Annotated in this window: 24 protein-coding genes; 22 read left to right on the top strand and 2 right to left on the bottom strand. The window is 64.4% G+C overall.

Annotated elements, in window-relative coordinates; all coding sequences use genetic code 11:
* The first annotated feature begins 14 nt into the window (after nt 1-14).
* Together M1P90_RS33455 and M1P90_RS33450 are read left to right on the top strand one after the other, a co-directional pair.
* A complete protein-coding gene (locus M1P90_RS33455) occupies nt 15-1193 on the top strand; it encodes an ABC transporter permease (protein ID WP_483700186.1) in 1179 nt (392 codons plus the stop codon).
* 17 nt (nt 1194-1210) lie between these two features.
* Nucleotides 1211-1375: a glycine zipper domain-containing protein gene (locus M1P90_RS33450; RefSeq protein WP_483700185.1), complete on the top strand. Its 165-nt coding sequence runs from the start codon at nt 1211-1213 to the stop codon at nt 1373-1375.
* A gap of 6 nt (nt 1376-1381) precedes the next feature.
* Here M1P90_RS33450 and M1P90_RS33445 read toward each other — a convergent pair whose 3' ends face one another.
* Nucleotides 1382-1975, bottom strand: coding sequence for a LysE family translocator (locus M1P90_RS33445; RefSeq protein WP_483700184.1), 594 nt, complete (start codon nt 1973-1975; stop codon nt 1382-1384).
* A gap of 31 nt (nt 1976-2006) precedes the next feature.
* Between M1P90_RS33445 and M1P90_RS33440 the strand changes: the two genes are divergently transcribed.
* From M1P90_RS33440 to apaG, 19 genes are all read left to right on the top strand, one after another.
* Complete coding sequence (locus M1P90_RS33440) at nt 2007-2864, top strand: AraC family transcriptional regulator (RefSeq protein WP_483700183.1); 858 nt, start codon at nt 2007-2009, stop codon at nt 2862-2864.
* Between the two features lie 455 nt (nt 2865-3319).
* The gene (locus tag M1P90_RS33435; protein ID WP_483700182.1) at nt 3320-3565 is read left to right on the top strand and encodes a hypothetical protein; all 246 of its coding nucleotides are present in this window, start codon (nt 3320-3322) and stop codon (nt 3563-3565) included.
* Nucleotides 3566-3638: 73 nt separating this feature from the next.
* Complete coding sequence (locus tag M1P90_RS33430; protein WP_483700181.1) at nt 3639-4019, top strand: DoxX family protein; 381 nt, start codon at nt 3639-3641, stop codon at nt 4017-4019.
* A 47-nt stretch (nt 4020-4066) separates the two neighbouring features.
* Nucleotides 4067-4672, top strand: a complete 606-nt coding sequence (locus M1P90_RS33425) for a class I SAM-dependent methyltransferase (RefSeq protein ID WP_483700180.1) — start codon at nt 4067-4069, stop codon at nt 4670-4672.
* Nucleotides 4673-4708: 36 nt separating this feature from the next.
* Nucleotides 4709-5656, top strand: a complete 948-nt coding sequence (locus M1P90_RS33420; RefSeq protein ID WP_483700179.1) for a helix-turn-helix transcriptional regulator — start codon at nt 4709-4711, stop codon at nt 5654-5656.
* 62 nt (nt 5657-5718) lie between these two features.
* Complete coding sequence (locus M1P90_RS33415; RefSeq protein WP_483700178.1) at nt 5719-6090, top strand: VOC family protein; 372 nt, start codon at nt 5719-5721, stop codon at nt 6088-6090.
* A gap of 465 nt (nt 6091-6555) precedes the next feature.
* On the top strand, nt 6556-7452 hold the full coding sequence (locus M1P90_RS33410) for an alpha/beta hydrolase (protein ID WP_483700177.1): 897 nt from the start codon (nt 6556-6558) through the stop codon (nt 7450-7452).
* Between the two features lie 17 nt (nt 7453-7469).
* A complete protein-coding gene (locus M1P90_RS33405; protein WP_483700175.1) occupies nt 7470-8552 on the top strand; it encodes a DmpA family aminopeptidase in 1083 nt (360 codons plus the stop codon).
* Nucleotides 8553-8794: 242 nt separating this feature from the next.
* On the top strand, nt 8795-9568 hold the full coding sequence (locus tag M1P90_RS33400) for an arylamine N-acetyltransferase family protein (RefSeq protein ID WP_483700174.1): 774 nt from the start codon (nt 8795-8797) through the stop codon (nt 9566-9568).
* Between the two features lie 260 nt (nt 9569-9828).
* Nucleotides 9829-10725, top strand: a complete 897-nt coding sequence (locus M1P90_RS33395) for an alpha/beta fold hydrolase (RefSeq protein ID WP_483700173.1) — start codon at nt 9829-9831, stop codon at nt 10723-10725.
* 283 nt (nt 10726-11008) lie between these two features.
* Nucleotides 11009-11596 (top strand): ECF transporter S component, encoded by a 588-nt coding sequence (locus M1P90_RS33390; protein ID WP_483700172.1) that lies wholly within the window; start codon nt 11009-11011, stop codon nt 11594-11596.
* A gap of 66 nt (nt 11597-11662) precedes the next feature.
* Nucleotides 11663-13492: an ABC transporter ATP-binding protein gene (locus tag M1P90_RS33385; RefSeq protein ID WP_483700171.1), complete on the top strand. Its 1830-nt coding sequence runs from the start codon at nt 11663-11665 to the stop codon at nt 13490-13492.
* Between the two features lie 227 nt (nt 13493-13719).
* Nucleotides 13720-14583 carry a hypothetical protein gene (locus M1P90_RS33380; RefSeq protein WP_483700170.1) on the top strand — a complete coding sequence of 288 codons (864 nt, stop codon included), beginning with the start codon at nt 13720-13722 and terminating at the stop codon, nt 14581-14583.
* 332 nt (nt 14584-14915) lie between these two features.
* Nucleotides 14916-15746, top strand: coding sequence for an energy-coupling factor transporter transmembrane component T family protein (locus tag M1P90_RS33375; RefSeq protein ID WP_483700169.1), 831 nt, complete (start codon nt 14916-14918; stop codon nt 15744-15746).
* A 91-nt stretch (nt 15747-15837) separates the two neighbouring features.
* Nucleotides 15838-17067 carry a M20 family metallopeptidase gene (locus tag M1P90_RS33370; RefSeq protein WP_483700168.1) on the top strand — a complete coding sequence of 410 codons (1230 nt, stop codon included), beginning with the start codon at nt 15838-15840 and terminating at the stop codon, nt 17065-17067.
* Nucleotides 17068-17295: 228 nt separating this feature from the next.
* A complete protein-coding gene (gene panB, locus M1P90_RS33365; protein ID WP_483700167.1) occupies nt 17296-18132 on the top strand; it encodes a 3-methyl-2-oxobutanoate hydroxymethyltransferase in 837 nt (278 codons plus the stop codon).
* Between the two features lie 1387 nt (nt 18133-19519).
* A complete protein-coding gene (locus M1P90_RS33360) occupies nt 19520-19915 on the top strand; it encodes a VOC family protein (protein ID WP_483700166.1) in 396 nt (131 codons plus the stop codon).
* Nucleotides 19912-20838, top strand: coding sequence for a ketopantoate reductase family protein (locus tag M1P90_RS33355; protein WP_483700165.1), 927 nt, complete (start codon nt 19912-19914; stop codon nt 20836-20838). The genes M1P90_RS33360 and M1P90_RS33355 overlap by 4 nt, the downstream gene beginning before the upstream one ends.
* An 80-nt stretch (nt 20839-20918) precedes the next feature.
* Nucleotides 20919-21311 (top strand): Co2+/Mg2+ efflux protein ApaG, encoded by a 393-nt coding sequence (gene apaG / locus M1P90_RS33350; RefSeq protein WP_483700164.1) that lies wholly within the window; start codon nt 20919-20921, stop codon nt 21309-21311.
* A 193-nt stretch (nt 21312-21504) separates the two neighbouring features.
* On the opposite strand, the gene M1P90_RS33345 is transcribed toward apaG, so the two are convergent.
* Nucleotides 21505-23205 carry a Dyp-type peroxidase gene (locus M1P90_RS33345; protein WP_483700163.1) on the bottom strand — a complete coding sequence of 567 codons (1701 nt, stop codon included), beginning with the start codon at nt 23203-23205 and terminating at the stop codon, nt 21505-21507.
* A 347-nt stretch (nt 23206-23552) separates the two neighbouring features.
* Between M1P90_RS33345 and M1P90_RS33340 the strand changes: the two genes are divergently transcribed.
* A complete protein-coding gene (locus M1P90_RS33340; protein WP_483700162.1) occupies nt 23553-25040 on the top strand; it encodes a hypothetical protein in 1488 nt (495 codons plus the stop codon).
* Nucleotides 25041-25052 lie beyond the last annotated feature (12 nt).

The raw sequence follows: 25052 nt of genomic DNA, 5'->3' as shown, positions 1-25052 counted from the left end.
AGCAGAGGGATAGCATGTTCGACCGGATTGGCGTTATTTTCCGCAAAGAGCTGACCGACCACCTGCGCGACCGGCGCACGATCATCACTTCGCTGTTCTACCCGCTCATGGGCCCGCTGATCGTGCTGCTGGTCTTCACCGTGCTGGGGCAGTCGGTCGCGCAGCGCACCGAGAATGCGCTCGAACTGCCGGTTGCCGGGGCCGAAAACGCGCCCGCGCTGGTCGCATTTCTCAAACAGCACAACGTCGCAGTGCAGCCCGCACCCGCCGACCCGCAGGGCATTGTGCGCGCCGGCGATGTCGACACGGTGCTGGTGATTCAGCCCAACTTCGCCAGCAGTTTTGCCGCCGAGCAGCCGGCCGCCGTGCAGCTTCTGCAGGATAATTCGCGCTCTTCGTCGAATGTGACGGTTGGGCGGGCACAAAAACTGCTGGAAGAATATAACCAGCAGATTGCTGCCGAGCGCCTGCAAGCGCGCGGCGTCGCGCCGGAAGTGGTTCAGGTGCTCACCATCGAAGATGTGGACCTGGCAACCTCGCAAAGCCGCGCGGCCAGTTTCCTCAATCTGCTGCCCTACTTCATTATCTTCGCGGTGTTCTCGGGCGGGGCAGGGCTGGCGGTGGATATGACGGCCGGCGAGCGCGAGCGCGGTTCGCTTGAGCCGCTGTTGCTCAACCCGGTGCCGCGCCGCGATGTGCTGCTGGGCAAGCTGCTGCTGGTGCTGGTGGTGACGCTGGTGCTTGTTGCAGAAACAGTGCTCGCCTTCGGGCTGATCCTGAATGTCGTGCCGCTCGGCACTATGTTTGGCGTCCCGCTCAGCTTCAGCCCGCTCGCGCTGGCGAAAATCTACCTGCTGACCCTGCCAATGATTGTGCTGGCCAGCAGCATGCAAATGATCGTTGCGGCGGTGACGCGCGGCCCCAAGGAGGCGCAAAGCTACTTGCAGCTCATCCCGCTGGTGCCGGCGCTGCCCGGGCTGGTGCTGGCCTTTCTGCCGCTCAAACCCGAGCTGTGGACCATGGCCATTCCGACCTTCGGCCAGCAGCTGCTGATCAACCAGTTCATGCGCGGCGAAGCCGTCAGCCTGCTGAATGTGCTGGTTTCGACGCTGGTGACGCTGCTGGTTGGCGCGCTGCTGCTGCGCATTGCCCTGCGGCTGTACATGCGCGAAGCAATTGTGTTTGGAAAATAGCGAGAAGGAGAATTCGTATGAATAACGGGCGAAACAAATATATGGGCATTGGCATCGCTATCGGCGTCGCGCTTGGCGCGGCGATTGGCGTGGCGCTCAACAGCATGGCACTTGGAATGGGCGTTGGGGTGGCGCTGGGCGTGGCGATTGGCGCCGCAATGACCCAGCGCAACAGCCAGTAGGCGCACCTACCACACGAACACGAGCACCGAGCCGGCCAGCAGCAGCGCCATGCCAATGTTGAAGATTCGCGCGGCGCGCTCGGTGCGCAGCACGCGGTTGATGCTGGCGCCAAACGCCAGCCAGACCAGGCAACTCGGCAGCGCGGCCAGCGCGAACAGCAGCCCAAACGCCAGCGACTGCGGGAGCGCGCCGCTGCCGCCTTGCAGGTAGGTGCCAACTGCGCTGGCGCACACCAGCCACGATTTCGGGTTGACCCACTGAAACGCGGCCGCGCGCCAGAAGCCGAGGATGGACGCAGTCTGAGCCGCCTCGCCATGCCGGGCGCTGGCGATCTTCCAGGCCAGCCAGACCAGAAAGGCGCTGCCGCACCATTTCAAGGCCAGCAGAATAGCCGGGCTGCCAAGCACCAGGCTGCCCAGGCCAAAGGCAACCAGCGCCATCATCAGGCCCATGCCGATCGCAACACCAGCCAGGCTTGGCAGCCCGCGCAGCACGCCACGCGCCGCGCCCACCGCCGTCAGCAGCATGTTGCTCGGGCCGGGCGTCACCGCCGCCACCGTCGCGAAGACCAGAAACGCCAGCGCTTGTTCCGCCGTCACAGCCCGCCTCCTTTTCGCGCAGGAATGCCATATGCCCAACAATCCTAGCAAAGCCAGCGGCGTGGGTCTTGAACGATCGTGCGGCGACGGCGCGGGCGGCTGGATGCGCAGCAGCGCGCCGGCCCACGGCATCGAGTGCATGGAAGCATGGTTTCGCGGGCCAGCGTACCGCCCGCACCGCCACGACAGCTATGCGTTTTGCGTCACTACCAGCGGCGTGCAGGCCTTTGGCTATCGCGGCGCTTCCGAGACGAGCGTGCCGGGGCAGGTGGTGGTGCTGCACCCCGACGAGCTGCACGATGGCAGCGCGGCCACGGCGGACGGTTTCGGCTACCGGATCGTGTATGTCGACCCGGCGCTGATTTTTGCGGCGGTGCAGGCGCTGCGCGGCACGGGCGCGCTGCCATTTGCGCGCCAGCCAGTGCTTGCCAGCCCAACGCTGAGCGCGGCGATTCATATTGCCTTTGCAGGAGTGAACGAGCCGCTGGCGCGCGACAGCCTGGTGCAGCAGCTGGCCGAGGGCTTGCTGGCCGCCGCGCCGGGTTACTCGCACGTCCCTGTGCATCTCGACCTTGCCGCGCTGGAGCGCGTGCGGCAATTTCTCAGCGCGGAACATGCGCGCGTGGTGCATTCCCGCGAGCTGGAAGCGCTCAGCGGCCTCAGCCGCTACGAGCTGGCGCGCCAGTTTCGCCGCCGCTACGGCACCAGCTCCTATCGCTACCTGCTAATGCGCCGGCTCGACACCGCCCGCCAGCGTATCGCCGCTGGCGCGCCGCTGGTCGAGGTCGCGCTCGACGCGGGCTTCGCCGACCAGGCCCACCTGACGCGCATGTTCCGCGCCGCGTTTGGCCTGACGCCCGCGCGCTATGCGGCCCTGCGTGCAGACTGATTGCGCCAACCAAGGACGAACGAAAATTTACCACAGAGGCGCGGAGGTTTTGGGTTGCAAGTTTGAAGGTTTGCAGGTTCCATGTTGCAAGTTTGAAGGTTTCAAAGTTGCGAGTTCCACGTTCGCACATTGAAGGCTACTGCCAACTGCCAACTGCCAACTGCCAACTGCCGACTGCCGACTGCCAACTGCCAACTGCCGACTGCCGACTGCCAACTGCCAACTGCCGACTGCCGACTGCCTACTGCCAACTGCCGACTGCCGACTGCCGACTGCCAACTGCCGACTGCCGACTGCCAACTGCCGACTGCCGACTGCCAACTGCCAACTGCCGACTGCATACTGCCAACTACTGCCGCTTCACCCCGTCGCGCTCCCACACCCGAGGCACGCAGTTTGCATATTCGCTTGGTAATCGACTTTCAACACGATGGAGGCAAACCAGGGAGGTGCAGATGCGAGCTATGAAATCGTTCAAACCAATTGATTTCGTTGTGCGCGGGGCGTTTGTCGCGGCGATTGTGGCGGGCGGCCTGGCCGACCTGGCGCATTCCTCGCCCGCAGCACAGGCGAGCTTTGCCGCGCCTGTTGCCACCGCAGCGGCAAGCTGCCACCTGAGCCGCCACGACACGCGCCGCGCCGAGCTGGGCATGTTTGCCGCCACCGGGCGCGCCGCCCAACTCGGCTGCACAACCCTGTAGCACGACCCCGCTTCTGGTGGTATGCTGTGCCTGGCAGCGTGGGCATGCCGCACGCCACGGAGAACATGCCGCCATGTCCCATTCTTCCCGCATCCGCACCCTCAACCGCGCCGCGCTTGGCCTGGGCTTTCTGGCCGCTGGCGCGAATCATTTTCGCCGCCCGCGCATGTACCAGGCGATCATGCCCGACTACCTGCCCTGGCACCGCGAACTCGTGGCGCTGAGCGGCTACGCCGAACTTCTGCTTGGCGCGGCGTCGCTGTTCCCACAGCTGCGCACCCTGACGCGCTGGGGCCTCACCGCCCTGTTGCTGGCGGTATTCCCGGCGAACCTACATATGGCCCTGCACCCCGACCGCTACGGAAGCATTCCACCCGCGCTGCTCTGGCTGCGCCTGCCGCTTCAGCCCGCGCTGATCGCGTGGGTGTGGCGTGTCACTGCCGAAGAAGCGTAGACACGCCGTTTCCCACAGCCGCTTTTCGCGGCAGGAGAACCGCATTCATGGATGAGCAAACCATTGTTGCCTACAACACATCCGCCGCCGAGCGCTGCGAGCGCTACCGGCTGATCCTGCCGAACGAGCTGCGCCGCTTTGTGCCGGCTGGTTTCCACAAAGGCCAGCCCACCGCCGACATTGGCTGCGGCAGCGGAAGCGACGTGGCCTGGCTGGACGGGCAGGGCTTCCCAACCACCGGCTACGACGCCGCCGAGGCCATGCTGGCCGAGGCACGCGCCGCCTTCCCTACCATCACCGTGTACCACGAAAGCCTGCCCAACCTTGGGAGCATCGCCAGCGCGAGCTACATGAATGCGCTGTGCAACGCCACGCTGATGCACCTGCCCGCCGACGAGCAGCCCGCCGCAGTTGCCGCGCTGGCACGCATTCTCCTGCCGGGCGGGCGCCTGCTGCTGAGCGTGCGCTCGGGGCGCGCTGGCGCGCTGCGCGAGCCCGATGGTCGCCTGTTCACGCCAATTAGCGATGAGCAGCTGACTGCGATGTTCCAGGCTGCCGGGCTGGCCACGCTTGAGCAGCACGATGATGCCGACAGCTACCGGCCCGGCATTCTGTGGCACACGGTGCTGGCCGAAAAAGTAACCGATGTGTGATTTCTGCCTCCTGACTTCTGACCCCTGACTGCTGCTATGAACCGAACCGACCGTTTGCTCGCAATTGTGCTTGAACTTCAGGCCGCCGGCCACCGCCGCGCCGAAGACCTGGCCGCGACCTTCGAGGTGGGCAAGCGCACAATTTACCGCGATATTCAGGCGCTGTGCGAGGCCGGCGTGCCGGTAGTTGCCGCGCCCGGGCGCGGCTACAGCCTGCTCGAAGGCTACTTCCTGCCGCCGCTGCGCTTCACGCCCGACGAGGCGCTGATGCTGCTGCTGGGCGGCGATGTGATGGCGCAAAGCTTCGACGCCGAATACCAGTTCGCCGCCGAGGCGGCTGGCCGCAAAATCGCGGGCGCGCTGCCCGAGCACCTGCGCGACGAAGTGCGCGCCCTGCGCGAAAGCATCCGCTTCGTGGCCGAGGGCGCGAGCGAGCGCGAAACCGGCCTGCTGCGCCAGCTGCGCCGCGCCCTGGTTGGCCGGCACGCCGTGCAGTTTCGCTACCATGCGCGCAGCGGGCAGCTCGCTGGCGGCACCTGGAGCGAGCGCAGCGCCGACCCGCTTGGGCTGGTGAATGTGGCCGGAGCGTGGCACCTTGTGGCCTACGACCATGCCCGCCAGGCGCGGCGCAACTTCCGCGTCGAGCGGATCGACGAGCTGCGGGTGCGCGCCGACACCTTCTCGCGCCCATTGGGCTTCACGCTTCAGCGCGACGAAAGCGAGCGCGCGCTCCTTGTGCGCGCCCTGTTCAGCCCCGCCGTGGCCGACTGGGTGCGCGAAGCGCCGTCCTTCTTCGCGGTGGGCGAAGAGGAGCACCCCGACGGCCTGCTGGTGACGTTTCGCGTGCGCCACGAGCGCGACCTGCTGGGCTGGCTGCTGGGCTGGGGCGCGCATGTGCGCGTGCTGGAGCCGGCCGGGCTGCGCGCGTTGCTGGCTGAAGAGGCCGCCCAGATCATCAAAAATCACGAATCGCTGCTGACATAGGGCTGTCACTTGCGCGCACTATGATGAACAGGTAAGTCATACGAGCGCACAAGGAGGCAGCAATGCGCAACGCAATCAACTGGTTCGAAATCCCGGCCACCGACTTCAACCGCGCCGTGGCGTTTTACCGCACCGTGCTGGGGCAAGAAATCCGCACTGGCGAGTTCATGGGCGTGCCCCACGGCTTCTTCCCCGCCGAAGAGCAAGGCGTGGCTGGCGCAATCATCGCCCCGCCCGACGCCGCGCCGTCCACCAGCGGCCCGCTGATCTACCTGAACGCTGGCAACACGCTGGCCGCCATGATCGCGCGGGTTGGCGCGGCGGGCGGGCAGGTGTTATTGCCCGAAACCTCGATTGGCGAACAGGGCGCGATTGCCGTCATTCGCGACAGCGAGGGCAACCGCGTGGGCCTGCACGCGCCGCCGGTCGGCTAGAGTTTCGACAACCGACGAGCGAGGACGGACGACGGCATATTTCACCGCAAAGAGCGCAAAGGACGCAGAGGGTTGCAGGTTTGCAGGTTTGAAGGTTGCAAGTTCACAGGTTGCCGCCGGGGCGTATTGCATACGCTTGTTCGCAGGTTGTAAGTTCACAGGTTGCCGCCGGGGCGTATTGCATACGCTTGTTCGCAGGTTGTAAGTTCACAGGTTGCCGCCGGGGCGTATTGCATACGCTTGTTCGCAGGTTTGAAGGTTACAGGTTGCAGCTTGTAAGCGCAATCCCAAAACCCCAGACCCCAGACCCCAGACCCTCATACCGTTGTTTCGCGACACTCCGGGCGCAGGCTCGGAGTGTCGTCGTGTTTCAACCCTTTGTTATGCTCTTGTCAGCTTTTCCGAAGCGGGAACGTGGTATAGTTGGTGCGGTTCATTTTTGAAAATGGTGACAACACAACGTTCATGAATACGCATTGGTATAGCTACACCGACTACCGCGTGCAGCACACAGTCGTTGGCGACCTGCGCGCCGCCGACGCGGTGTACAGCCCGCAGCTCCATAACCGGCGCAGGCTCTATGTGCACCTGCCGCCCTCCTACGCCACCGAACCCGAGCGGCGCTACCCCGTCATCTATATGCAGGACGGGCAGAATCTGTTCGATCAGACGCTGAGCTACGCGGGCGAATGGCAGGTTGACGAGACCATGCAGTCGCTCAGCAGCGAAGGGCTGGAAGCGATTGTCGTCGGCATCCCGAACATGGGCACGCGCCGGATCGACGAGTACAGCCCATTCAAAGATGCGCGACTGCGGCGCGGCGGGCGCGGCGACTGGTATGTCGCCTTTATGGCGAATACCGTCAAACCGCTGATTGACGCCGATTTCCGCACCCTGCCCGCGCGCGAGCACACCGGCGTGATCGGCTCCTCCATGGGCGGGCTGATCAGCCTGTACGCCTTTTTCGCGCGGCCCGACGTGTTTGGCTTCGCGGGCGTGATGAGTCCCTCGCTGTGGTTCGGGCAGGAAGCGATCTTTCCGATCGTTCAGTCCGCGCCCTACAAGCCCGGCCGCATCTACCTCGACATCGGCACGCACGAGGGTGGCGACCCGCGCCCGGCGCAGCGCCCGCCGCACAAGTACACCAGCCGCTACCTGCAATCGGCCCGCCGCCTGACCGACATGCTGGCGGCCAAGGGCTACCTGCCCGGCACGCAGCTGCGCTACGACGAAGAAGAAGAAGCGGCGCACAACGAGGCCGCCTGGGCGCGGCGCCTGCCCGGCGCGCTGCGCTTCCTGCTCGCGCCCGAGCGCCAGCCCGCGCTGGCCGGCAGCGGCTCCGAGCAGTGGTGGGAATTTTAGCAGCAAGGAATTCCGCCATGCCGCGCGCCCGTGATCTTGGCTGGATCGCCGACGATGACCTGCCCGCCGGCCCGCACAACGCCATCACCGACGTGCCGGGCGTGCGCGTGGGCCACTGCACGCTTGTCGCGGGAGAAGGGCCACTCCAGCCCGGCCATGGGCCGGCGCGCACCGGCGTGACGGTGGTGCTGCCGCATGCGGGCAACCTGTTTCGCAACCAGGTTGTCGCGGCGGTGCACACAATCAACGGCTACGGCAAGCCCTTCGGCTTCGAGCAGGTGCGCGAGCTGGGCCGCATCGAAGCGCCAATCGCCCTCACTAACACGCTCAACGTCGGGCTGGTGGCCGATGCGCTGGTGCAGTATTCCGTGCGCGAAAATCCTGAGATCGGCATCGGCGCGAGCACGGTGAACGTGCTGGTTGGCGAGTGCAACGACGGCTTCCTGAACGACATTCAGGGCCGCCACGTGCGCGCCGAGCATGTTGTTGCCGCGATTGAGTCGGCGGGCGGCGGGCCAGTGGCCGAAGGCGCGCTTGGCGCGGGCACCGGTACGCGCTGCTTCGGCTGGAAGGGCGGCATCGGCAGCGCCAGCCGCGAGCTGCCCGCCGCGCTGGGCGGCTGGACGCTTGGCGCGCTGGTGCAGAGCAACTTCGGCCAGCCCGCCGACCTCACGATTCGCGGCGTGCCGGTTGGGCGCACATTGCTGCCGCCCGCGCACACCCCCGCGCCCGAGCACGGCTCGGTAATGATTGTGCTCGCCACCAACGCCCCACTCGACAGCCGCGAGCTGCACCGGCTGTGCGTGCGCGCCGCCGCCGGCCTGGCGCGCGTCGGCAGCGTCTACGGCCACGGCAGCGGCGATTTCGTGATCGCCTTCAGCACCGCCTGGCGCATCCCCACCCACCGCACCGCGCCAAGCGCCGCCCGCACCGTCGTGGCCGACGAAGAGCGCGTGCTGGGCGCGCTGTTCCCCGCTGTGGCCGCCTGCGTCGAAGAAGCGGTACTCAACTCGCTGAGCTGCGCCGAAACCACCACCGGGCGCGACGGCCACACCGCCCACGCCCTGCCGCACGACGCCGTCGCCGCGCTGCTGCGCTAGAATGCCCGATAGACCAAGGACGAAGGACGAAAGACGAACGGAATATTTCACCGCAAAGAACGCAAAGGGCGCGAAGGGTCGCAGGTTTGCAAGTTGCAGGTTGCAGGTTGAACGCTACTGCCAACTGCCGACTGCCGACTGCATACTGCCAACTGGCTACTGCATACTGCCAGTCATCACTTCACCCCTTCACCTTGTCACCCTTTCACCCTTTCACCGATTCGCCCTGAACTGAGGCTCACATGAACACCGACGCCTACCTTGCGCGCATCGGCTACGCTGGCCCGCGCACGCCCAACGACACGACGCTCGCGGCCTTGCAGCGCGCCCACCTGCTCGCCGTGCCCTTCGAAAACCTCGACATTGGGCGCGGCCACCCGCTCGCCCTCGACGCCGATGGCCTGTTCGCGAAGATTGTGACGCGGCGGCGCGGCGGCTTTTGCTACGAGCTGAACGGCCTGTTCGCCCGTCTGCTGCGCGCCCTCGGTTACGATGTCACGCTGCTCGCGGCTGGCGTGGCGCGCGGCGATGGCAGCTTCGGCCCCGAGTTCGACCACATGGCCCTGCTGGTGCGCCCGCCGCAGGGCCAGGCCGGGCCATGGCTGGTGGATGTTGGCTTTGGCGACTCGTTTGCGCAGCCACTTCGGCTGGAAGCCAACGCCGTGCAAACGCAGGATGGGCGGGCCTATCGCCTCACAGAAACGGCTGGCCGCTGGACACTGTTCGAACGCCAGGCCGGCAGCGCGCCCTGGGAGCCGCAATACACCTTCACGCTCCAGGCGCGCGACTTCGGTGACTACGACGGGATGTGTTATTATCACCAGACATCGCCTGAGTCGCATTTCACGCAGGGGCGCGTGTGCTCGCTGGCAACGCCCGCCGGGCGCATTACCATCAGCGGCATGCGCCTGATCCGCACCGAGCACGGCCAGCGCAGCGAGCACATCCTGCCCGACGAAGCCGCCGTCACCGACGCACTGCGCAACCATTTCGGCATTGCGCTCGACGATGAATAACGCCCGTACAAGCGTATTGCATACGCTCTAGCGCTACATTTTCGCCGCAAAGAACGCAAAGAGCGCATGCGACAAACAACAACCAGAAGAATGAACCACAGAGACACAGAAGCACGGAGGTTTTGGAGTTGCAAGTTGCAGTTTGAAGGTTTGAAGGTTTGAAAGTTCCACGTTCGCATGTTAAAGGTTCCTGCCTCCTGCCGACTGCTAACTGGCTACTGCCCACTTTCTCCCGTCTCCTGCATACACGAGGTACGCCCATGTCCCGCCCCGACTCGATGCCGCCGCACCCCGCGCTGCAACACGACGCCCGCAGCACAACCGTTGATGGCCGGCAGCTCTTTTTCTACGACAGCAGCAGCGCGCCCGGCGATGCGCCGCCCGTGCTGCTCATTCACGGCCTGGGCGACGAAGCCGACACCTGGCGCGCGATCATGCCCGCGCTGGCGCAGCGGCGGCGCGTGCTCGCGCCCGACCTGCCCGGTTTTGGCCGCAGCGAAGGGCCGCGCTCGGGCGCGACGCTGGCCTTCTATGCGCGCACGCTCGCCGCGCTGCTGGCCGCCAACGGCATCGAGCGCGCCGCGCTGGTAGGCCACTCGCTTGGCGCGGCAATTGCGCAGCGGCTGGCGCTGGCCGCGCCCACCCTTGGCGAGCGGCTGGTGTTGATCGATGGCGGGCTGCCGATTGTGGCGCACCGCCCGCCGCCGGTCCTGTGGTTCTTTCTCACCCCCGGCCTGGGCGAAGCCTTCTACACCAGCTTGCGCCGCTCACAGCAGGGTGCCTACGACACGCTGCGCCCCTATTATCACGACCTCGACGCGCTGCCCGAGGACGAGCGGGCCTTTCTGCGCGAGCGTGTGTGGGCGCGCGTGTGGAGCAGCACGCAGCGGCGGGCCTTTCTTTCCACCCTGCGCTGGCTCGCGGTTGAGCAAGCCTTTCGCGCCGAGCAGTATCGCGCCCAGCTCGCCACATGCTCCACCCCCACCGACATCATCTGGGCCGATGACGACCATATTGTGCCGCCCGCAGCTGGCGCGGCCATGGCCGCCCTGCTGCCCAACGCCGGGCTGCACGCGGTCGCCGACAGCGGGCACAACCCGCAGCACGAACGCCCGCAGGAGCTGTTGCACCTGCTGGAACATGCCTTGACAAAATGATCCCGCAATGCTACTATTCGCCATCCTAAACACGAGCCCGAACAAATGAAGAACTGCCGGATCGATTCTACTCGTCCGCTTCAGGGCGCGACAGTGTCGCCACAGGTCCGCAGGTTGCTCGAGCATGCAGCCATACCGTTTTCGTGGGGCAAACCGCCAATGGGGCGCGGTTTGCGTGCGGTCGCTGCCAGCAGCAGCCGCACAGTCATGGGTGTGAGATCGCAGCAGGGAACGCGAATCGCAACCGTAACGGACCATTGTAGACAGTAGAAAGGAACCAGCAATGGCAACAATGTCGCAGGACCGGCCGACGGCTTTGAACACGCGGCGGATTGTCGTCGCTGGCGTGCTGGGCGCAATCGCGATTGTGCTGGGCTACACGCAGTTGGGCTTCATTCCTGTGCCGAATGTCAGCGGGCGCGCCACGATCATGCACATCCCGGCGATCATCGGCGCGGTGCTGGAAGGGCCAATCGTCGGCATCCTCGCCGGCGGCATCTTTGGCGTTTTCAGCATGCTGCAAGATACCACTGGCCTGTTCACCAATCCGCTTATTTCTGTGGTGCCACGCCTGCTCATCGGCCTGATGGCCTGGCTCGCCTACCGCAGCCTGTCGCGGGTGAATGTCGACCTTGCGGCGGCAGTAGCCGGTGTGGTTGGCACGCTTACTAACACGATTCTGGTGGTTGGTATGCTGGTGGCGTTCGGCCTGATCCCCGCCGCCGCCGTGGTTTCGATCATCCCCCAGGCGATTGCTGAGCTGGTAATCGCAGCGGTGCTCACTCCGCTGGTTGTGCGCGGCGTGAACCTGGTACGCTCGGGGCGCACTTCGGCCACCGACACCACCCCACGCGATAAGTCCTCCTTCTGATGAATCTCGACCGCAGGATGCAGATTGGTCGAAATCCAATCTGCATCCTGCGATCGGCAATCTGCAATGCTCGACGCCCAGAACCTCTCGTTTGCGTATAACGCCAGCAGCCCCGACGCCATCCTGGCGCTGCGCGATATCACCCTGCGCGTTGCGCCCGGCGAGCTGGTCGCGATCATCGGCCACAACGGCAGCGGCAAGAGCACCCTCGCCAAGCTGCTCGCCGCCATGATCGAACCAACCGGCGGCACAATCACAGTCGACGGCATCGACTCCACGCCCGCGAATGTCTGGGAAATCCGCCGCCGCGTCGGCATGGTCTTCCAGCGCCCCGACGACCAGCTGGTGGCAAATACCGTGATCGACGACGTGGCGTTTGGGCCGGAAAACCTGGGCCTGCCACGCGAAGAGATCGAGGCGCGCGCCCGCGACGTGCTGGCTGCGCTGGGCCTGGGCGCGCTCACGCACGCGCAGATTTCGGAGCTGTCGGGCGGCGAGAAGCAGCGCGTCGCAATCGCTGGCGTGCTGGCGATGCAGCCGGCCTACCTTATCCTCGACGAGCCCACCACCATGATTGCGCCGGCCCTCGCCCGCAACCTGATCGCGCTGGCCCACGATCTGCGCGCGCGCCACGGCCTGGCGGTGCTGCATATCACCCACTTCATGCATGAGATCGTCAGCTTCGACCGCGTGGTGGTGATGGACGCCGGGCGCGTGCTGATGCAGGGCACGCCGAGCGAGGTTTTCGCCCGCGCCGACGAGCTGCGCGCCGTCGGGCTTGCGCCGCCGCTGGTGACCGATCTGGGCCGCCGTTTGCGCGCGCGCGGCATTGCGCTGCCCGAGGTGGTGCTGACGCCCGCCGAGCTGGCAGATGCGCTCACTCCTCGTCGACAACTGACCACGGACGACCGACCACTATATGACAAGAACCAGCAACTTCAGGTAGATGAAAACGTAAACTCAACACTCAACACTCAACACTCAACACTAATTGACGTGCGCGACCTGCATTTCACCTATATGGCCGGCACGCCGCTGGCGCAGGAAGCCCTGCGCGGCGTGAGTTGCGCGCTCTACGAGGGCGAAACGCTGGCGATCCTGGGCGGAACGCAGGCCGGCAAAAGCACGCTGATCGAGTTCTTCAACGCACTGCGCGTGCCGCCGCCGGGTCATGTTTTCTTCGACGGGCAGGATCTTGGCGCGCCCAGGGCCGACCTCGACGCGGTGCGGCAGAGCGTCGGCATGGTGTTCCAGCAGCCTGAAAGCCAGCTGCTCGAAGACACCGTGGGCAAAGATGTGTCGTTTGTGCCGCGTCGCAAGAAGCTGCCGCCCGCCGAGTCGCGCGCGATTGTCCAGCGCGTGCTCACCGAGGTCGGGCTCGACTACGAGACCTTTCGGCTGCGCTATATCTACGCGCTGAGCGGCGGGCAGAAGCGGCGCGTGGCGATTGCTGGCGCGCTGGCCGCTGAGCCGCGCGTGCTCATCCTCGACGAGCCGGTGGCCGGGCTCGACCCGCGTGGTCGCGCCGAGCTGGCCGCGCTGATCACCAGGCTCGCCCGCCGCGAAGGATTGACCGTCGTGCTAGTCGGCAATGCCATCGACGAGCTGGCCGAGCTGGCCGACCGCGCCCTGGTGCTGCACGATGGCCGCGTGGCGATGGAAGGCCCGCTGCGCACACTGCTGCGCCGCGCCGACGAGCTGCACGCGCTGGGCCTAGAGCTGAGCGAGCCAGCCGAGATCGCGCTGGCCCTGCGTTCGGTGCTGCCCGGCCTGCCCACCGACCTGCTCAGCCTCGACGAATTGGAACAAGCAATGCTGGCGCGGCTGGCAAGCAGCGACCGAACAGGCGTATCGCATACGCCCGACCAACAATCAAAGACGATGGATGTTAGTTGAAATGGGAAACATCATTCTTTGTAGCGTTTGCGTTCGGAGCGCTCGTTCTTATCCTTGTGTGCCGTTTTCTGTGCTATGCGCAGATCACGGCGCACTGCCTCCTGCCTCCTGCCAACTGTTTTACTTATTGGTTCTCGGTTCTTCGCGCTCTTTGCGCGCTTTGCGGTTCAACCATCCATCATGCCCAGCGTAACTTGCAAACCTGCAACCTGCAAACATGAAAACCTATGCACGCAGCAATTGATTTCGGCATCAGCAACACCGACGCCGTCGCCCAATCCATCGACGGCACCCTGCGCCGCTGGACGCAGCCGAGCGACGGCCCGCCCACGCCCGCGCTGGTGCGCGCCATCCTCGAAAACGGCGGCGTCGACCCCGATATCGTCGAGCGCATCGCGGTGACGGGCGGCCGCCACCAGGAGCTACCCGCCCGCATTGGCGGCGCGGCGGTTGTGGGCGTGGGCGAGGTTCCTGCCATTGGGCGCGGCGGGCAGGCGCTGGCCGAGCTGGCCGGCTACGGTGCTGCTCCTTCGCTGGTGGTAAGCGCCGGCTCGGGCACCGCCGCGATTGCGGCGCGCGGCTACGACTACGCCCACATCACTGGCTCGGCTGTGGGCGGCGGCACGCTGCTGGGGCTTGCGCGCCTGCTGATCGGCACCGCCGACCCGCACGAGATCGACGCGCTGGCGCGCAGCGGCGACCCCAACGGCGCCGACCTGAGCCTGGGCGACGTGGTGGGCGGGCCGATTGGCCGCCTGCCCGCCAGCGCCACCGCCGTCAACTTTGGCCGCCTTGCCCGCCATGCCCTCGACGTGCGCCGCGAAGACCTCGCCGCCGCGCTGGTGACGCTGGTGGGGCAGGTGATCGCCGTCACGGCAATCAATGCCGCGCGCGCCCAGCAGCTCGATCGCGTGATTGTGATCGGCCACCTGACCGATATGCCCAGTGTGCGCCGCGTGCTGGAGCTCGTGGGCGACTGGTATGGCCTTCCACTGACCCTTCCCGCCGACGCCGGATATGGCACTGCGCTTGGCGCGCTCTTCGCCGCCGAGGGGAGCGTGGGGGAAGAGGGTGACAAGGTGAAGGGGTGACGAGATGACAGGGTGACATCTTTCAACCTGCGAACGTGCAACCTGTAACTTGCAAACCTGCAAACCTGCAAACTCGCAACCGCATGAGGGTCTGGGGTTTAGGGTTTTGGGATTGAGCGTACAACCCGCAACGTTCAAACCTTCAAACCTGCAACCCAAAAACCTCCGTGCCTCTGTGTCTCCGTGGTTAATTTCTCTCGTCCTTCGTCGCTGCAATCGTCAATCGTCAATCGTAAATCCAAAATCTCCGCGCTCTTTGCGTTCTTTGCGGTTTATTCTTCCGTTCATCCTTCGTCATTCGTCCTTCGTCAACCCGATAACAAGGCATGGCTATGGCCGTTGAGTTCTCGCGCAACATCACCTTCGGGCAATACCTCGATCTGCGCTCGCCCATCCACCGCCTCGACCCGCGCACCAAGATCGTGGGCGTCGCGCTGCTGATGCTCGCAACCTTTCTGGTGCGCTCCAGCTTCGCCGGCTACGCGGTGCTGCTCGCTGCCGTCGCGATCATCCAGCTCATTTCGCGCATCCCACTCGGCTATGTGCTGCGCGGCATGCGCCTGCTGTTCAGCACCATGCTGATCATTTTCGTCTTTCAGGTGCTGTTCTACCCCAACCCCTCGCCCGCCGGCACCTTCTGGCAGTGGGGGATCATCTCGATCTCGACCGACGGCCTGTTGCAGGGCGTTATTTTCCTGGTGCGCGTGGTGCTGCTCTACTACTGGACCAGTACGCTCATGTTTGTGACGCCGCTGATGGACCTTGCCGACGGTCTGGAGGTGATGTTCGACCCGCTCAAGCGCCTGCGCGTGCCGGTGAACGAGCTGGTAATGGTCGCCGTGATCGCGCTGAAGTTTGTGCCGCTGCTCGTCGCGGAGATCGAGCGCCTGGTCAAGGCTCAGGCTGCCCGCGGCGAGCGTTTCAACCAGGGCAATCTGGTCGAGCGCGCCCGCAAAGTCGGCGGAATTCTCATCCCACTGTTCGTCAACGCCTTCAACCGCGCCGAGGTGCTCACCACCGCCATGAATGCGCGCTGCTACCGTGGCGGGCGCGGGCGCACCAAGCGCCGCCTGCTCCGCTTCAACCGCATCGACGCGCTGGCGCTGCTGGTTGTCGCGCTGCTGGCCGTGGGCGCGGTGCTCGTGAGTCGCGTCGTCGGTTAGGGCGAAGCATTTGCCGATATCGACAACGTGCCTCGGGCAAGCGGTGCAAATGCTTCGCCCCTCCTGCAACGCTCTCACCAAGGAGATCGCTGTGACCGACGCCACCGCCGCCGCGCTCGCCCAGCTCGACGCACCCGGCATGATCGCGTTTCTGCGCGAGCTTGTGCGCACCCCCAGCGTATTTCTGCCGGGTGTGCCGGGCGCCAGCGAGCAGCGCGCCGCCCGATTAGTGCATGACCTGCTGTGTGAGTGGGGTTGGGAGCCGAGGTGGGAAGAAGTAGCACCGGGGCGACCGAACGTGATTGCCGATCTGCACGGCCGTGCTGGCAATTCAACCCGCACGCTGATCCTCGAAGGGCATACCGACGTGGTCACTCCTGGCGACCCCACAGCCTGGTCGCGCGATCCTTTCGGTGGTGAGATCGTCGATGGGCGCATGTATGGGCGCGGCACTGCCGACATGAAGGGCGGGGTGGCGGCCATGCTCTTTGCTGCCCGCGCCATCCAGCTGGCCGGAGCGCCCTTCGCCGGCACGATCCGCCTGCTTGTGCCAGTCGATGAAGAAGGCATGATGCTTGGCATCAAGCACATGGTTGCGCAAGGCCACGCCGACGGCGCAGCGGGCGCGATTATCTGCGAGCCCGAGGAGCGCGAGGTCTGCGTGGCACACAAAGGGTCGCTGCGTTTGCGCCTCGTGTCGCATGGCCGCATCGCGCACGGTGCCATGCCCGAAGAAGGCGTCAACGCGCTGGCCGCAATGGTGCGTCTGCTTGCGCATGTTTTGGATCTCGAGGCCGACGAGCAGCGCGCCCACGGCGTTCATCCCCTGCTGGGCAAGCCCTACATCACGCCCACCATCGCCCGCGCCCCGCTCAGCGGCGACGCCAGCCAGATCAACTGCCTGCCCGACACCTGCGACGCCTTTCTCGACATTCGCAGCCTGCCCAGCCAGCGCCACAGCGACGTCATTGCGCGCCTCCAGGCGATCATGGCCGCGCTCGTGGCCGAGTTCCCGGCCTACCATTTCGATCTTGAGGTGATCGACGACCGCCCCAGCACCGAGATCGCCGCCGACCACCCGCTGGTGGCCGCCGTGGGCGCGGCGCACACCGCGATCTATGGCGCGGCCCCGGTGCTTGGCGGCGTCCCCGGCGCCACCGACGGCGTCATCCTCGCCCGCGACCGCCAGATCCCGGTGGTGGTGTATGGCCCCGGCGGCAAGCGCATCCCGCACCAGCCCGATGAGTTCGTAGAGATCGACGAGGTTGTGCGCGCCGCGCAGGTCTATATCGTCGCTGCGCTCGGCTTTTTGAAAGGTTAAGTATAGCCTTCGGCAGAGCGGTAGGTATTCTATTTCTGTGCTATGTTTTGCGCGATGCGCAAAACATAGCACAGCCACTCCTTCTCCTTGTGGTTTGCGCAGCGCGCAAACCACAAGGAGACCTCTGACGCTTGCTGGTTTTTGCGCGGCGCGCAAAAACCAGCAAGAATAAATCATAACTTCCTTGCTGCCGCAGGCACATCGGCACGACAACGAAAGGAACACGCAATGGCGCAGCCCAAAGTCACCATCCCCGAACTCCAGGCCCGCAAGGGCAAGCAGAAATTCACCATGCTCACCGCCTACGACGTGCCGGTTGCGCGCCTCGTCGACGAGGCGGGAATCGATGTCATTCTGGTGGGCGACTCGCTTGGGGCGGTGATGCTGGGCTACCCCGGCACCGCACCCGTCACCATGGACGAGATGATCCACCACGCAAAGGCCGTGGGCCGCACCGCCAGGCGCGCCCTGCTGGTGGGCGACATGCCTTTTATGTCGTATCAGGCCGACACAGCCGAAGCCATCCGCAACGCGGGCCGCCATATCAAAGAAGCGGGCATGGACTGCGTCAAGCTCGAAGGCACCGCGAAGCAGGCACCCATCGCCCGCGCAATCGTCGACGCAGGTATTGCTGTGATCGGGCATATCGGCCTGACCTTGCAGACCGCTGCGAGCCTGGGGGGCGTGACGGTGCAGGGCGGCACGAGCGAAACTGCGCGCAAAATACTCGATGATGCGCTGGCGATGCAGGAAGCAGGCTGCTGGGCCGTGCTGATGGAGGCAGTTCCCGCCGATTTGGGCGCGCTGATCACGCGCCGCCTGCGCGTGCCGACCATTGGCATTGGCGCGGGCGCGGCCTGCGACGGCCAGGTGCTGCTCACCCACGAGATGCTGGGCCTGTTCCCGGGCCTGGGCCTGCCCTGGGGCAAGCAGTACGCCGACGCCGGCGCATTCATGAGCGCCGCCATCCGCCAGTACGCCGACGATATTCACAGCGGCGCGTTCCCCGGCCCCGAAAATAGTTTCCCAATGGACGCCGACCTGCTGCGCGATCTGGAAGGGTAGCGCGTGCCGCACTCATAATCAAAACCCTTTTAAGCTTCCTGGAAGCTTATGTGGCTGCCACTTCGAAGATGTTCCCATCACAGCTTCCAGGAAGCTCAGGCAGGCAAAACCCTTTTAAGCTTCCTTGAAGCTTATGTGGCTGCCACTTCAAAGATGTTCCCATCCCAGCTTCCAGGAAGCTCAGGCAGGCAAAACCCTTTTAAGCTTCCTGGAAGCTTATGTGGCTGCCACTTCGAAGATGTTCCCATCCCAGCTTCCAGGAAGCTCAGGCAGGCAAAACCCTTTTAAGCTTCCTGGAAGCTTATGTGGCTGCCACTTCGAAGATGTTCCCACCCCAGCTTCCAGGAAGCTCAGGCAGGCAAAACCTTTTTAAGCTTCCTGGAAGCTTATGTGGCTGCCACTTCGAAGATGTTCCCACCCCAGCTTCCAGGAAGCTCAGGCAGGCAAAACCCTTTTAAGCTTCCTGGAAGCTTATGTGGCTGCCACTTCGAAGATGTTCCCACCCCAGCTTCCAGGAAGCTCAGGCAGGCAAAACCTTTTTAAGCTTCCTGGAAGCTTATGTGGCTGCCACTTCGAAGATGTTCCCACCCCAGCTTCCAGGAAGCTCAGGCAGGCAAAACCTTTTTAAGCTTCCTTGAAGCTTATGTAGCTGCCACTTCGAAGATGTTCCCACCCCAGCTTCCAGGAAGCTCAGGCAGGCAAAACCCTTTTAAGCTTCCTGGAAGCTTATGTGGCTGCCACTTCGAAGATGTTCCCATCCCAGCTTCCTGGAAGCTCAGTCAGGCAAAACCTTTTTAAGCTTCCTGGAAGCTTATGTGGCTGCCACTTCGAAGATGTTCCCACCCCAGCTTCCAGGAAGCTCAGGCAGGCAAAACCTTTTTAAGCTTCCTTGAAGCTTATGTGGCTGCCACTTCGAAGATTTTCCCATCCCAGCTTCCAGGAAGCTCAGGCAGGCAGGCATTTGTGCACCATCCCTAGTCCCTGATGAGCAGCTCGTCTGGCACGGAGGAACGATCCCATGCGCGCGTGAGCAGGTCATCCAGCATTTTTTCGTTTTCCCCTGTGCCTGATGAGCAGGTCATCCAGCGTTTTTTCGCGCTCCCCTGTGTATGCGAACAGCCTGTGTACTATTGGGGATGGTTCCCATGTGCCTGATGGGCAGGTTGTCTGGCATGAGGGATCGTTCCCATGCGCCCATGAACCACGTTTTGCAGCGCGCTCAGGGCGAGTATAATGCGCGAGCGCAGAGCATATAATCCTTCCGCCCCTTCTTCCGTTCTGGGAGAAGGGGGCCGCAGCGCGGCGGGATGAGGGCCAACCGCGCCAACGAACCCAAACCCACTGCCCAAGCCCACCGAATTGAAGCAAGAAAGCGAGAACCCAGACAATGCGCCTCGAACACGTCGCAATCGACGTTCACGACCCCGTCGCCATGGCCGCCTGGTATGTCGAACACCTGGGCATGACGATTGTTCGCTCGGAAAGTGTGTCGCCCTTTGCCCACTTCCTGGCCGATAGCGCCGGGCAGAGTGTGGTTGAGCTGTACAACAACCCCGCCACCACCGTGCCCGATTACAGCACCGTGCACCCGCTTCAGCAGCATTTCGCCTTCAATGTGGACAACATGGAGCAAACGCATGCCGCGCTTGTCGCCGCTGGCGCAACCGCCGCCGGGCCGATCAACACCACACCCGCCGGCGATCAGCTCGCCTTCCTGCGCGACCCCTGGAACGTGACGATCCAGCTCGTCAGGCGCAACGTTCCCCTGCTTGGCGGCGCATGAAAATCGGCATCGTTGGCGCGGGCGCGATGGGGAGCCTGCTCGGGTTCTACCTGAGCGCGGGCGCTGAGGTGTGCTTGCTCGATCCCTGGCAGGCCCATGTCGACGCGATCAACGCGAGTGGGCTCCTGCGCGAGCTGGGTGGCGTACTTGAAACGCGCCACCCGCGCGCCAGCACAGCGCCCGACGCAACTGGCCCCTGCGATGTGGTGCTGGTAGTAGTGAAAGCGGCGCAAACTGCCTGGGCCGCCGAGCGGGCAAAACAGCTCTGCGCGCCCCACACGCTGGTTGTGACACTGCAAAATGGCGTTGGCAACCGCGAGCTGCTGGCCGCGCACCTGGGCGAAGCGCGTGTGGGCCAGGGCGTCACGGCTCTGGGCGCGACCTTACTCGGGCCGGGGCAGGTGCGCCACGCCGGTCAGGGCGCAACCGTGTTCGGCAGCGCGCCCGATCGGGCAGGCATGGCCGCGCTGGCGGGCGTGTTCAGTGCCTGCGGGCTGCCGGCCGAGCTGAGCGACGACCTGGATGCGCTGGTGTGGGGCAAGCTGGTGGTGAACGCTGGCATCAACGCGCTGACGGCGCTGCTGCGGGTGCCGAATGGCGCGCTCGATGCGGTGCCGGAAGCACGCGATCTTGTCGCCGCTGCCGTGGCCGAAGCCGTAGCGGTTGCGCATGGGCGCGGCACCGCGCTGCCCTACGACGATGCGCTTGGTCATGTGCTAGCAGTTGCGCGCGCCACCGGGGCCAATCGCTCCTCGATGCTGCAAGACGTACTGCGCGGCAGCGCCAGCGAGATCGAGACGATCAATGGCGCAATTGTGCGCGAAGGCGCGCGCCTGAGCATCCCCACCCCCGTGAATACCCTGCTCACGCAGCTTGTGCGCGCCCTCGATGCCAGCGCGGCCCAACGAATCCGCGACAGGTAGGCGCGAGTTTGCTATAATACGTCGCACACACTGGTTCTGCACCACATCGCACCGCCGCGCCCCGTATGGAGGGAGCAGGTATGAATGTTCGGCGGCCCTTTTACTACCGCGAAACCGAGGGCATCCGCATCACTGTGCGCCCGCTCTACCTGGCCGAGCAGTCGATCCCGGCCTTGCGGCGCTATGTCTTTGCGTATTTCATCCGCATCGAGAATGTCAGCCAGCGCACCGTGCAGCTAATGTCGCGCCACTGGTACATTCACGACTCGGCCGGCGAAGATTACCAGGTGGTGGGCGAGGGTGTGGTGGGCGAACAGCCGGTGCTGCACGCAGGCGACACGCATGAGTACAACAGCTTCTGCATCCTGAAGTCGCCCAGCGGCACGATGGAAGGCAGCTACCACTTCGTCTGCTCCGACGACACGGAGTTCGACGCGAGCATCCCGCGCTTCGACCTCGTGGCCGACGAGTAAGTGCCATCTTCCACAAATAAATAACGGTCTACCCATTATCTATGGCCTCATAATAGGTAGCCTGTTGTTTATTGGAAGGCATGTAACCGAAAACATTACCACCAAGACACCAAGGCACCAAGGTTTTGAGTTATTACCAAAGCCCTTGGTGCCTTCGTGTCTTGGTGGTTACTCCAAAGACTAACTGACTATTTTAGTCCGGGTTCTTCAGCAGGTTATCGCCCGCAACCCAGCCGGTGCGGTTGTCGGTCGTGCGCACGCGCCACCACGGGTGGCCATCGGCCGAGCGCGGGCCTTCCAGCAGGGTCATCTGCGTGCCAGGGGCCAGCAGGCTCAGCACCTGCGCGCTCACCGAAGGCTGGCTGCGCAAACGCAGCGGCAGCCCGCCCGCCCGCTTCACAAAGGCCGTGTCGCCCACGCGCAGGGTATCGTCCACCGGCGGCACAATCTCGCCGCTGGCCAGGCTGCGCAGCGCGGAAAGCGAAGGCGCAAAGGCATAGATCGCGCCCGAGGTATGCACAAAGCGGTGGAAATCCAGCGTGGTGTCGGCCTGTCCGCTGCGATGGAAGGTGCAGGTGCGGTTGTCGGCGTCGCCAATCACCGGGTCGGGGCCGTCGCCCTGCTGCTGGAAGAAGCTATTGTTCGCCCATGTGCTCTGCAAGAACTCGAACTGGTTCTCGATGCTGGCCTGAAACACATTGAACAGCAGCCCGCGGTCGCCGTCGATGCCGTGGCCCGCACCCGCCGCCGGGTCGAATGCTGCGCCAAACGGGATGCCGCGCCGCATGATCCGGTGCTGGTTGTCGGCAAAGCCACGGTTGCGCGGGTACATCTTGCGAATGTGCGCAAAGCGCGGTGTCTTAAAGCCATTCGAGTCGTCGTCGTAGTTGAAATCGTTGTCGTTGCCATGCTCGCCAGTCACGCTGGTGTCCTGCTCGGGCGCGTGCGCCAGCGGTGTGCCACTGCGCCAGCGACCAACCAGCTTGGCGGCAAGCTGCTCGACATGCACGCGCATGGGATCAGTGGCGGCCAATGTGTCGGCGTTGGCGCTCACCTGCGCCCACCAGCCCGGCACATCCTGCCGCAAACGCCGAAACACCTGGAACGAGCCGTTCACCATCCAGGCCGGAACCTGCTGGGCAGCGCCACTTTCGTTGGGCAAACCCAGAATAAACTCACCCGCGGCGATCATCTCGGTGCCGGGGTGGCCCTGCCGCTCGTTCGGGTTGCTTGGCTCGGCGGGGTGAAACCCGCGCACACCCGGCTGCGACACGCCATCCTTGAAGCCAAAGTGCTCGTGGCCGGCGCGATCTTCGGGCAGGGTTGCGCCGCGCTGCTCGAAAACCAGCGTGTGGCCGTGAGTCGCCAGCAATGTGCGCTGGCGGTCGATCTCCAGCTGGAAGTCGCTGGCGTCATCGGCGGCAATCGTCAGCAGCGCATCGATGCCAGGCTGGCGCGGGCCGCCAAACAACCAGCGGTCGGGCGCGCTTGCGCCGCGATCATTCAGTTCCGCCGCGCGTGGCACCGGCCCCTGGCTGAACGAACCGAACTGGCTGATGTCGTTGGCCAGGCCGGGGGCCAGCTTGCGCAGGCCGCCTGCCGTAATACCCACGTTTACCCACGTCGCCCTGAGCGCCTGCGGGTCGTCGCCGCCGCTTGCGCGCCGCGCGGAGCTGAACTGATCGTTGAACGCCGCCACCTGCCGCGTCGTCGCAATGCGTGGCAGCAGCGCACCCAGCCATGCCCGCCCGGCGGTTGCATTCTTGAACTGAACGAACAGGAAGGTTTGCAGGTCTTTATTGAAGCCCGCGAGGATGTTGCCCTGGATTTCGTCGGAGGTACGGAGTGGCAGCTCCTGCGCTGCCGCAACTGCTGCGTTGGTTCGGGTTGCCATACTTGCACTCCTTGCGGGCCACTTCATCGGAAACGCCCGCATGTATTGTCACTCCCCCGGGTACCCACTGGAATAAACGACATGCGATCTGCTTTTATGGCACGTTTTGCCAAATCGGCTATAATAGCAACGCACGTTTGTAGTATTTTCCTTTTTCCCCTGCTGCATTACCACGTTTCGCAACCTATTCTGTCGGACGGAGCGTTTCGGCACCAGAGCCGGTTTCGCGTCTGCATCACAGGCCCCAGTAGCCTGGTCTTTCGCACCCATTGTGAAGTCGCGGGGTGGCGCTTGCCAAACCCCGGCCGCAGCATCTCTGCGCGGCGACTGAATGCGAGGAGGGATGGGTGGCAAAAACGATCTACGCGCGCGGCTGCCCCGAGCGCGTGACCCTGAAGGAAATCTACACCTACACACGCACGATTTCGCGCAATCCGTCCACCAACAGCGGCACACCAACCGGCACAATCGAGATTGTGGTGCCCTACGACGGCCAGCAATTCTTTACGCGCGAGGCATGCGCCGATGTCGAGCAGCAGTTGGGCAGCACCAACCCGGCCGACGATGTGGATGCGCAGATTGGGCATCTGCTGCTGGCCAGCTACGATCGCACAAATATCAAGGATGAACCGGAGCTGGCGGCAATTATGCAGCACGATAGCCTGCCGATTTGCGTGCCAGTGGTGTGCGGTGCCTTTGATCAATCCGAACATTTATATGACGACCAGCAGGCAGCGCAGGTTACCTACAGCTACACGCCCAAACACCCCGACATCGTGCCGCTGAATATCGAGCTGGAAATCACCGACGAAGAGTCGTTCAGCGCATTATTCGAGCAGCTCAGCTCAAACCAGCCCGTTGCGTGGGAGCAGGTGTTCACGCAAGTGGCCCAGCAGAGCAGCTTTAGCCCCGCGCTTGGCCTGCACCTGCGCGCGCTGCTGTCCTTGCCTGCCAAAACGCCCGACACAGTCGTGGCGCGCGTGGCGCGCGTGGCGCTCGAATGGCCCACGCTTACCTCGTTCCGCACCTACAACCTGCGCATTGCCGACGAACCAACCCTGCCGGTGCTGCGCTACAACCCGGCCAAAGCCTGCATCGAATGGGAAAATGTGCAGATGCACCCGCGCGGCGACGCGCCCACCCCAGCCCCTGCCACGAATGGCGCTGCGCCCGACACTGCCCCTGCGCGCCCGCTCCGCTTCCAAAGCCGGCCCATGCACCTGCGGGTCAGCCACCCCGGCGAACTGTATGGGCACGAAAAGCTGAAATACACCGTCGAAGTCGAGATCAAGGGCATGCTGCTTTCGGGCACCGAGATGCGTGTGTTCGATGGCACGGGCGCGCGCGTGGACGAAAAGCGCTGCACGCACGAGCTGGTGACGCGAATCGTGATGGAGATCGAGCTGGTGCTGGCCGACGCCTTCGCCAATCGCGAATTCTTTCCCTACCAGCACCATGTTTTTCCCGAAATCATCCCCGACGACATGCGCATGGCCGACATTCACACCATTTTGAGCGACCAGGGCTTCCGCAACTTCAGAAAGTACGACGTTCCCGGCGAGCCAGAAACACTGCGCCATATCATTCAGGCCGAGCGGGGCGAGGGCCAGCACATCATGCGCCTGCTGGTGCTGGTGGAGGGCAAGCACTACCTGGCCGAGCGACAGACCGAGCTGGCTGGCGGGCAGGTATATACCAGCTTTGTCGACAGTGGCGAACTCACAATAAATCTGCTGGGCGCGCTGCCCGGCGACAGCCGGCCGCTTGTGCGGTGCATGAACGACATTCAGGCCGCGCTCTACGACCGTTTTGCGCGCTTGCGCGCCATGCGCTAAGGAGGAAGCTGC

The organism is Kouleothrix sp. 19917, from assembly GCF_057073505.1.
The sequence above is the reverse complement of the archived record's forward strand: the minus strand, read 5'-3'. Positions and strand labels throughout refer to the sequence as shown.

Bases quoted from the DNA above. Each gene is read 5' to 3' on its own strand.
- M1P90_RS33455 (WP_483700186.1), top strand. From the start codon at position 15: ATGTTCGACCGGATTGGCGTTATTTTCCGCAAAGAGCTGACCGACCAC.
- M1P90_RS33450 (WP_483700185.1), top strand. From the start codon at position 1,211: ATGAATAACGGGCGAAACAAATATATGGGCATTGGCATCGCTATCGGC.
- M1P90_RS33440 (WP_483700183.1), top strand. From the start codon at position 2,007: ATGCCCAACAATCCTAGCAAAGCCAGCGGCGTGGGTCTTGAACGATCG.
- M1P90_RS33435 (WP_483700182.1), top strand. From the start codon at position 3,320: ATGCGAGCTATGAAATCGTTCAAACCAATTGATTTCGTTGTGCGCGGG.
- M1P90_RS33430 (WP_483700181.1), top strand. From the start codon at position 3,639: ATGTCCCATTCTTCCCGCATCCGCACCCTCAACCGCGCCGCGCTTGGC.
- M1P90_RS33425 (WP_483700180.1), top strand. From the start codon at position 4,067: ATGGATGAGCAAACCATTGTTGCCTACAACACATCCGCCGCCGAGCGC.
- M1P90_RS33420 (WP_483700179.1), top strand. From the start codon at position 4,709: ATGAACCGAACCGACCGTTTGCTCGCAATTGTGCTTGAACTTCAGGCC.
- M1P90_RS33415 (WP_483700178.1), top strand. From the start codon at position 5,719: ATGCGCAACGCAATCAACTGGTTCGAAATCCCGGCCACCGACTTCAAC.
- M1P90_RS33410 (WP_483700177.1), top strand. From the start codon at position 6,556: ATGAATACGCATTGGTATAGCTACACCGACTACCGCGTGCAGCACACA.
- M1P90_RS33405 (WP_483700175.1), top strand. From the start codon at position 7,470: ATGCCGCGCGCCCGTGATCTTGGCTGGATCGCCGACGATGACCTGCCC.
- M1P90_RS33400 (WP_483700174.1), top strand. From the start codon at position 8,795: ATGAACACCGACGCCTACCTTGCGCGCATCGGCTACGCTGGCCCGCGC.
- M1P90_RS33395 (WP_483700173.1), top strand. From the start codon at position 9,829: ATGTCCCGCCCCGACTCGATGCCGCCGCACCCCGCGCTGCAACACGAC.
- M1P90_RS33390 (WP_483700172.1), top strand. From the start codon at position 11,009: ATGGCAACAATGTCGCAGGACCGGCCGACGGCTTTGAACACGCGGCGG.
- M1P90_RS33385 (WP_483700171.1), top strand. From the start codon at position 11,663: ATGCTCGACGCCCAGAACCTCTCGTTTGCGTATAACGCCAGCAGCCCC.
- M1P90_RS33380 (WP_483700170.1), top strand. From the start codon at position 13,720: ATGCACGCAGCAATTGATTTCGGCATCAGCAACACCGACGCCGTCGCC.
- M1P90_RS33375 (WP_483700169.1), top strand. From the start codon at position 14,916: ATGGCCGTTGAGTTCTCGCGCAACATCACCTTCGGGCAATACCTCGAT.
- panB (WP_483700167.1), top strand. From the start codon at position 17,296: ATGGCGCAGCCCAAAGTCACCATCCCCGAACTCCAGGCCCGCAAGGGC.
- M1P90_RS33360 (WP_483700166.1), top strand. From the start codon at position 19,520: ATGCGCCTCGAACACGTCGCAATCGACGTTCACGACCCCGTCGCCATG.
- M1P90_RS33355 (WP_483700165.1), top strand. From the start codon at position 19,912: ATGAAAATCGGCATCGTTGGCGCGGGCGCGATGGGGAGCCTGCTCGGG.
- apaG (WP_483700164.1), top strand. From the start codon at position 20,919: ATGAATGTTCGGCGGCCCTTTTACTACCGCGAAACCGAGGGCATCCGC.
- M1P90_RS33345 (WP_483700163.1), bottom strand. From the start codon at position 23,205: ATGGCAACCCGAACCAACGCAGCAGTTGCGGCAGCGCAGGAGCTGCCA.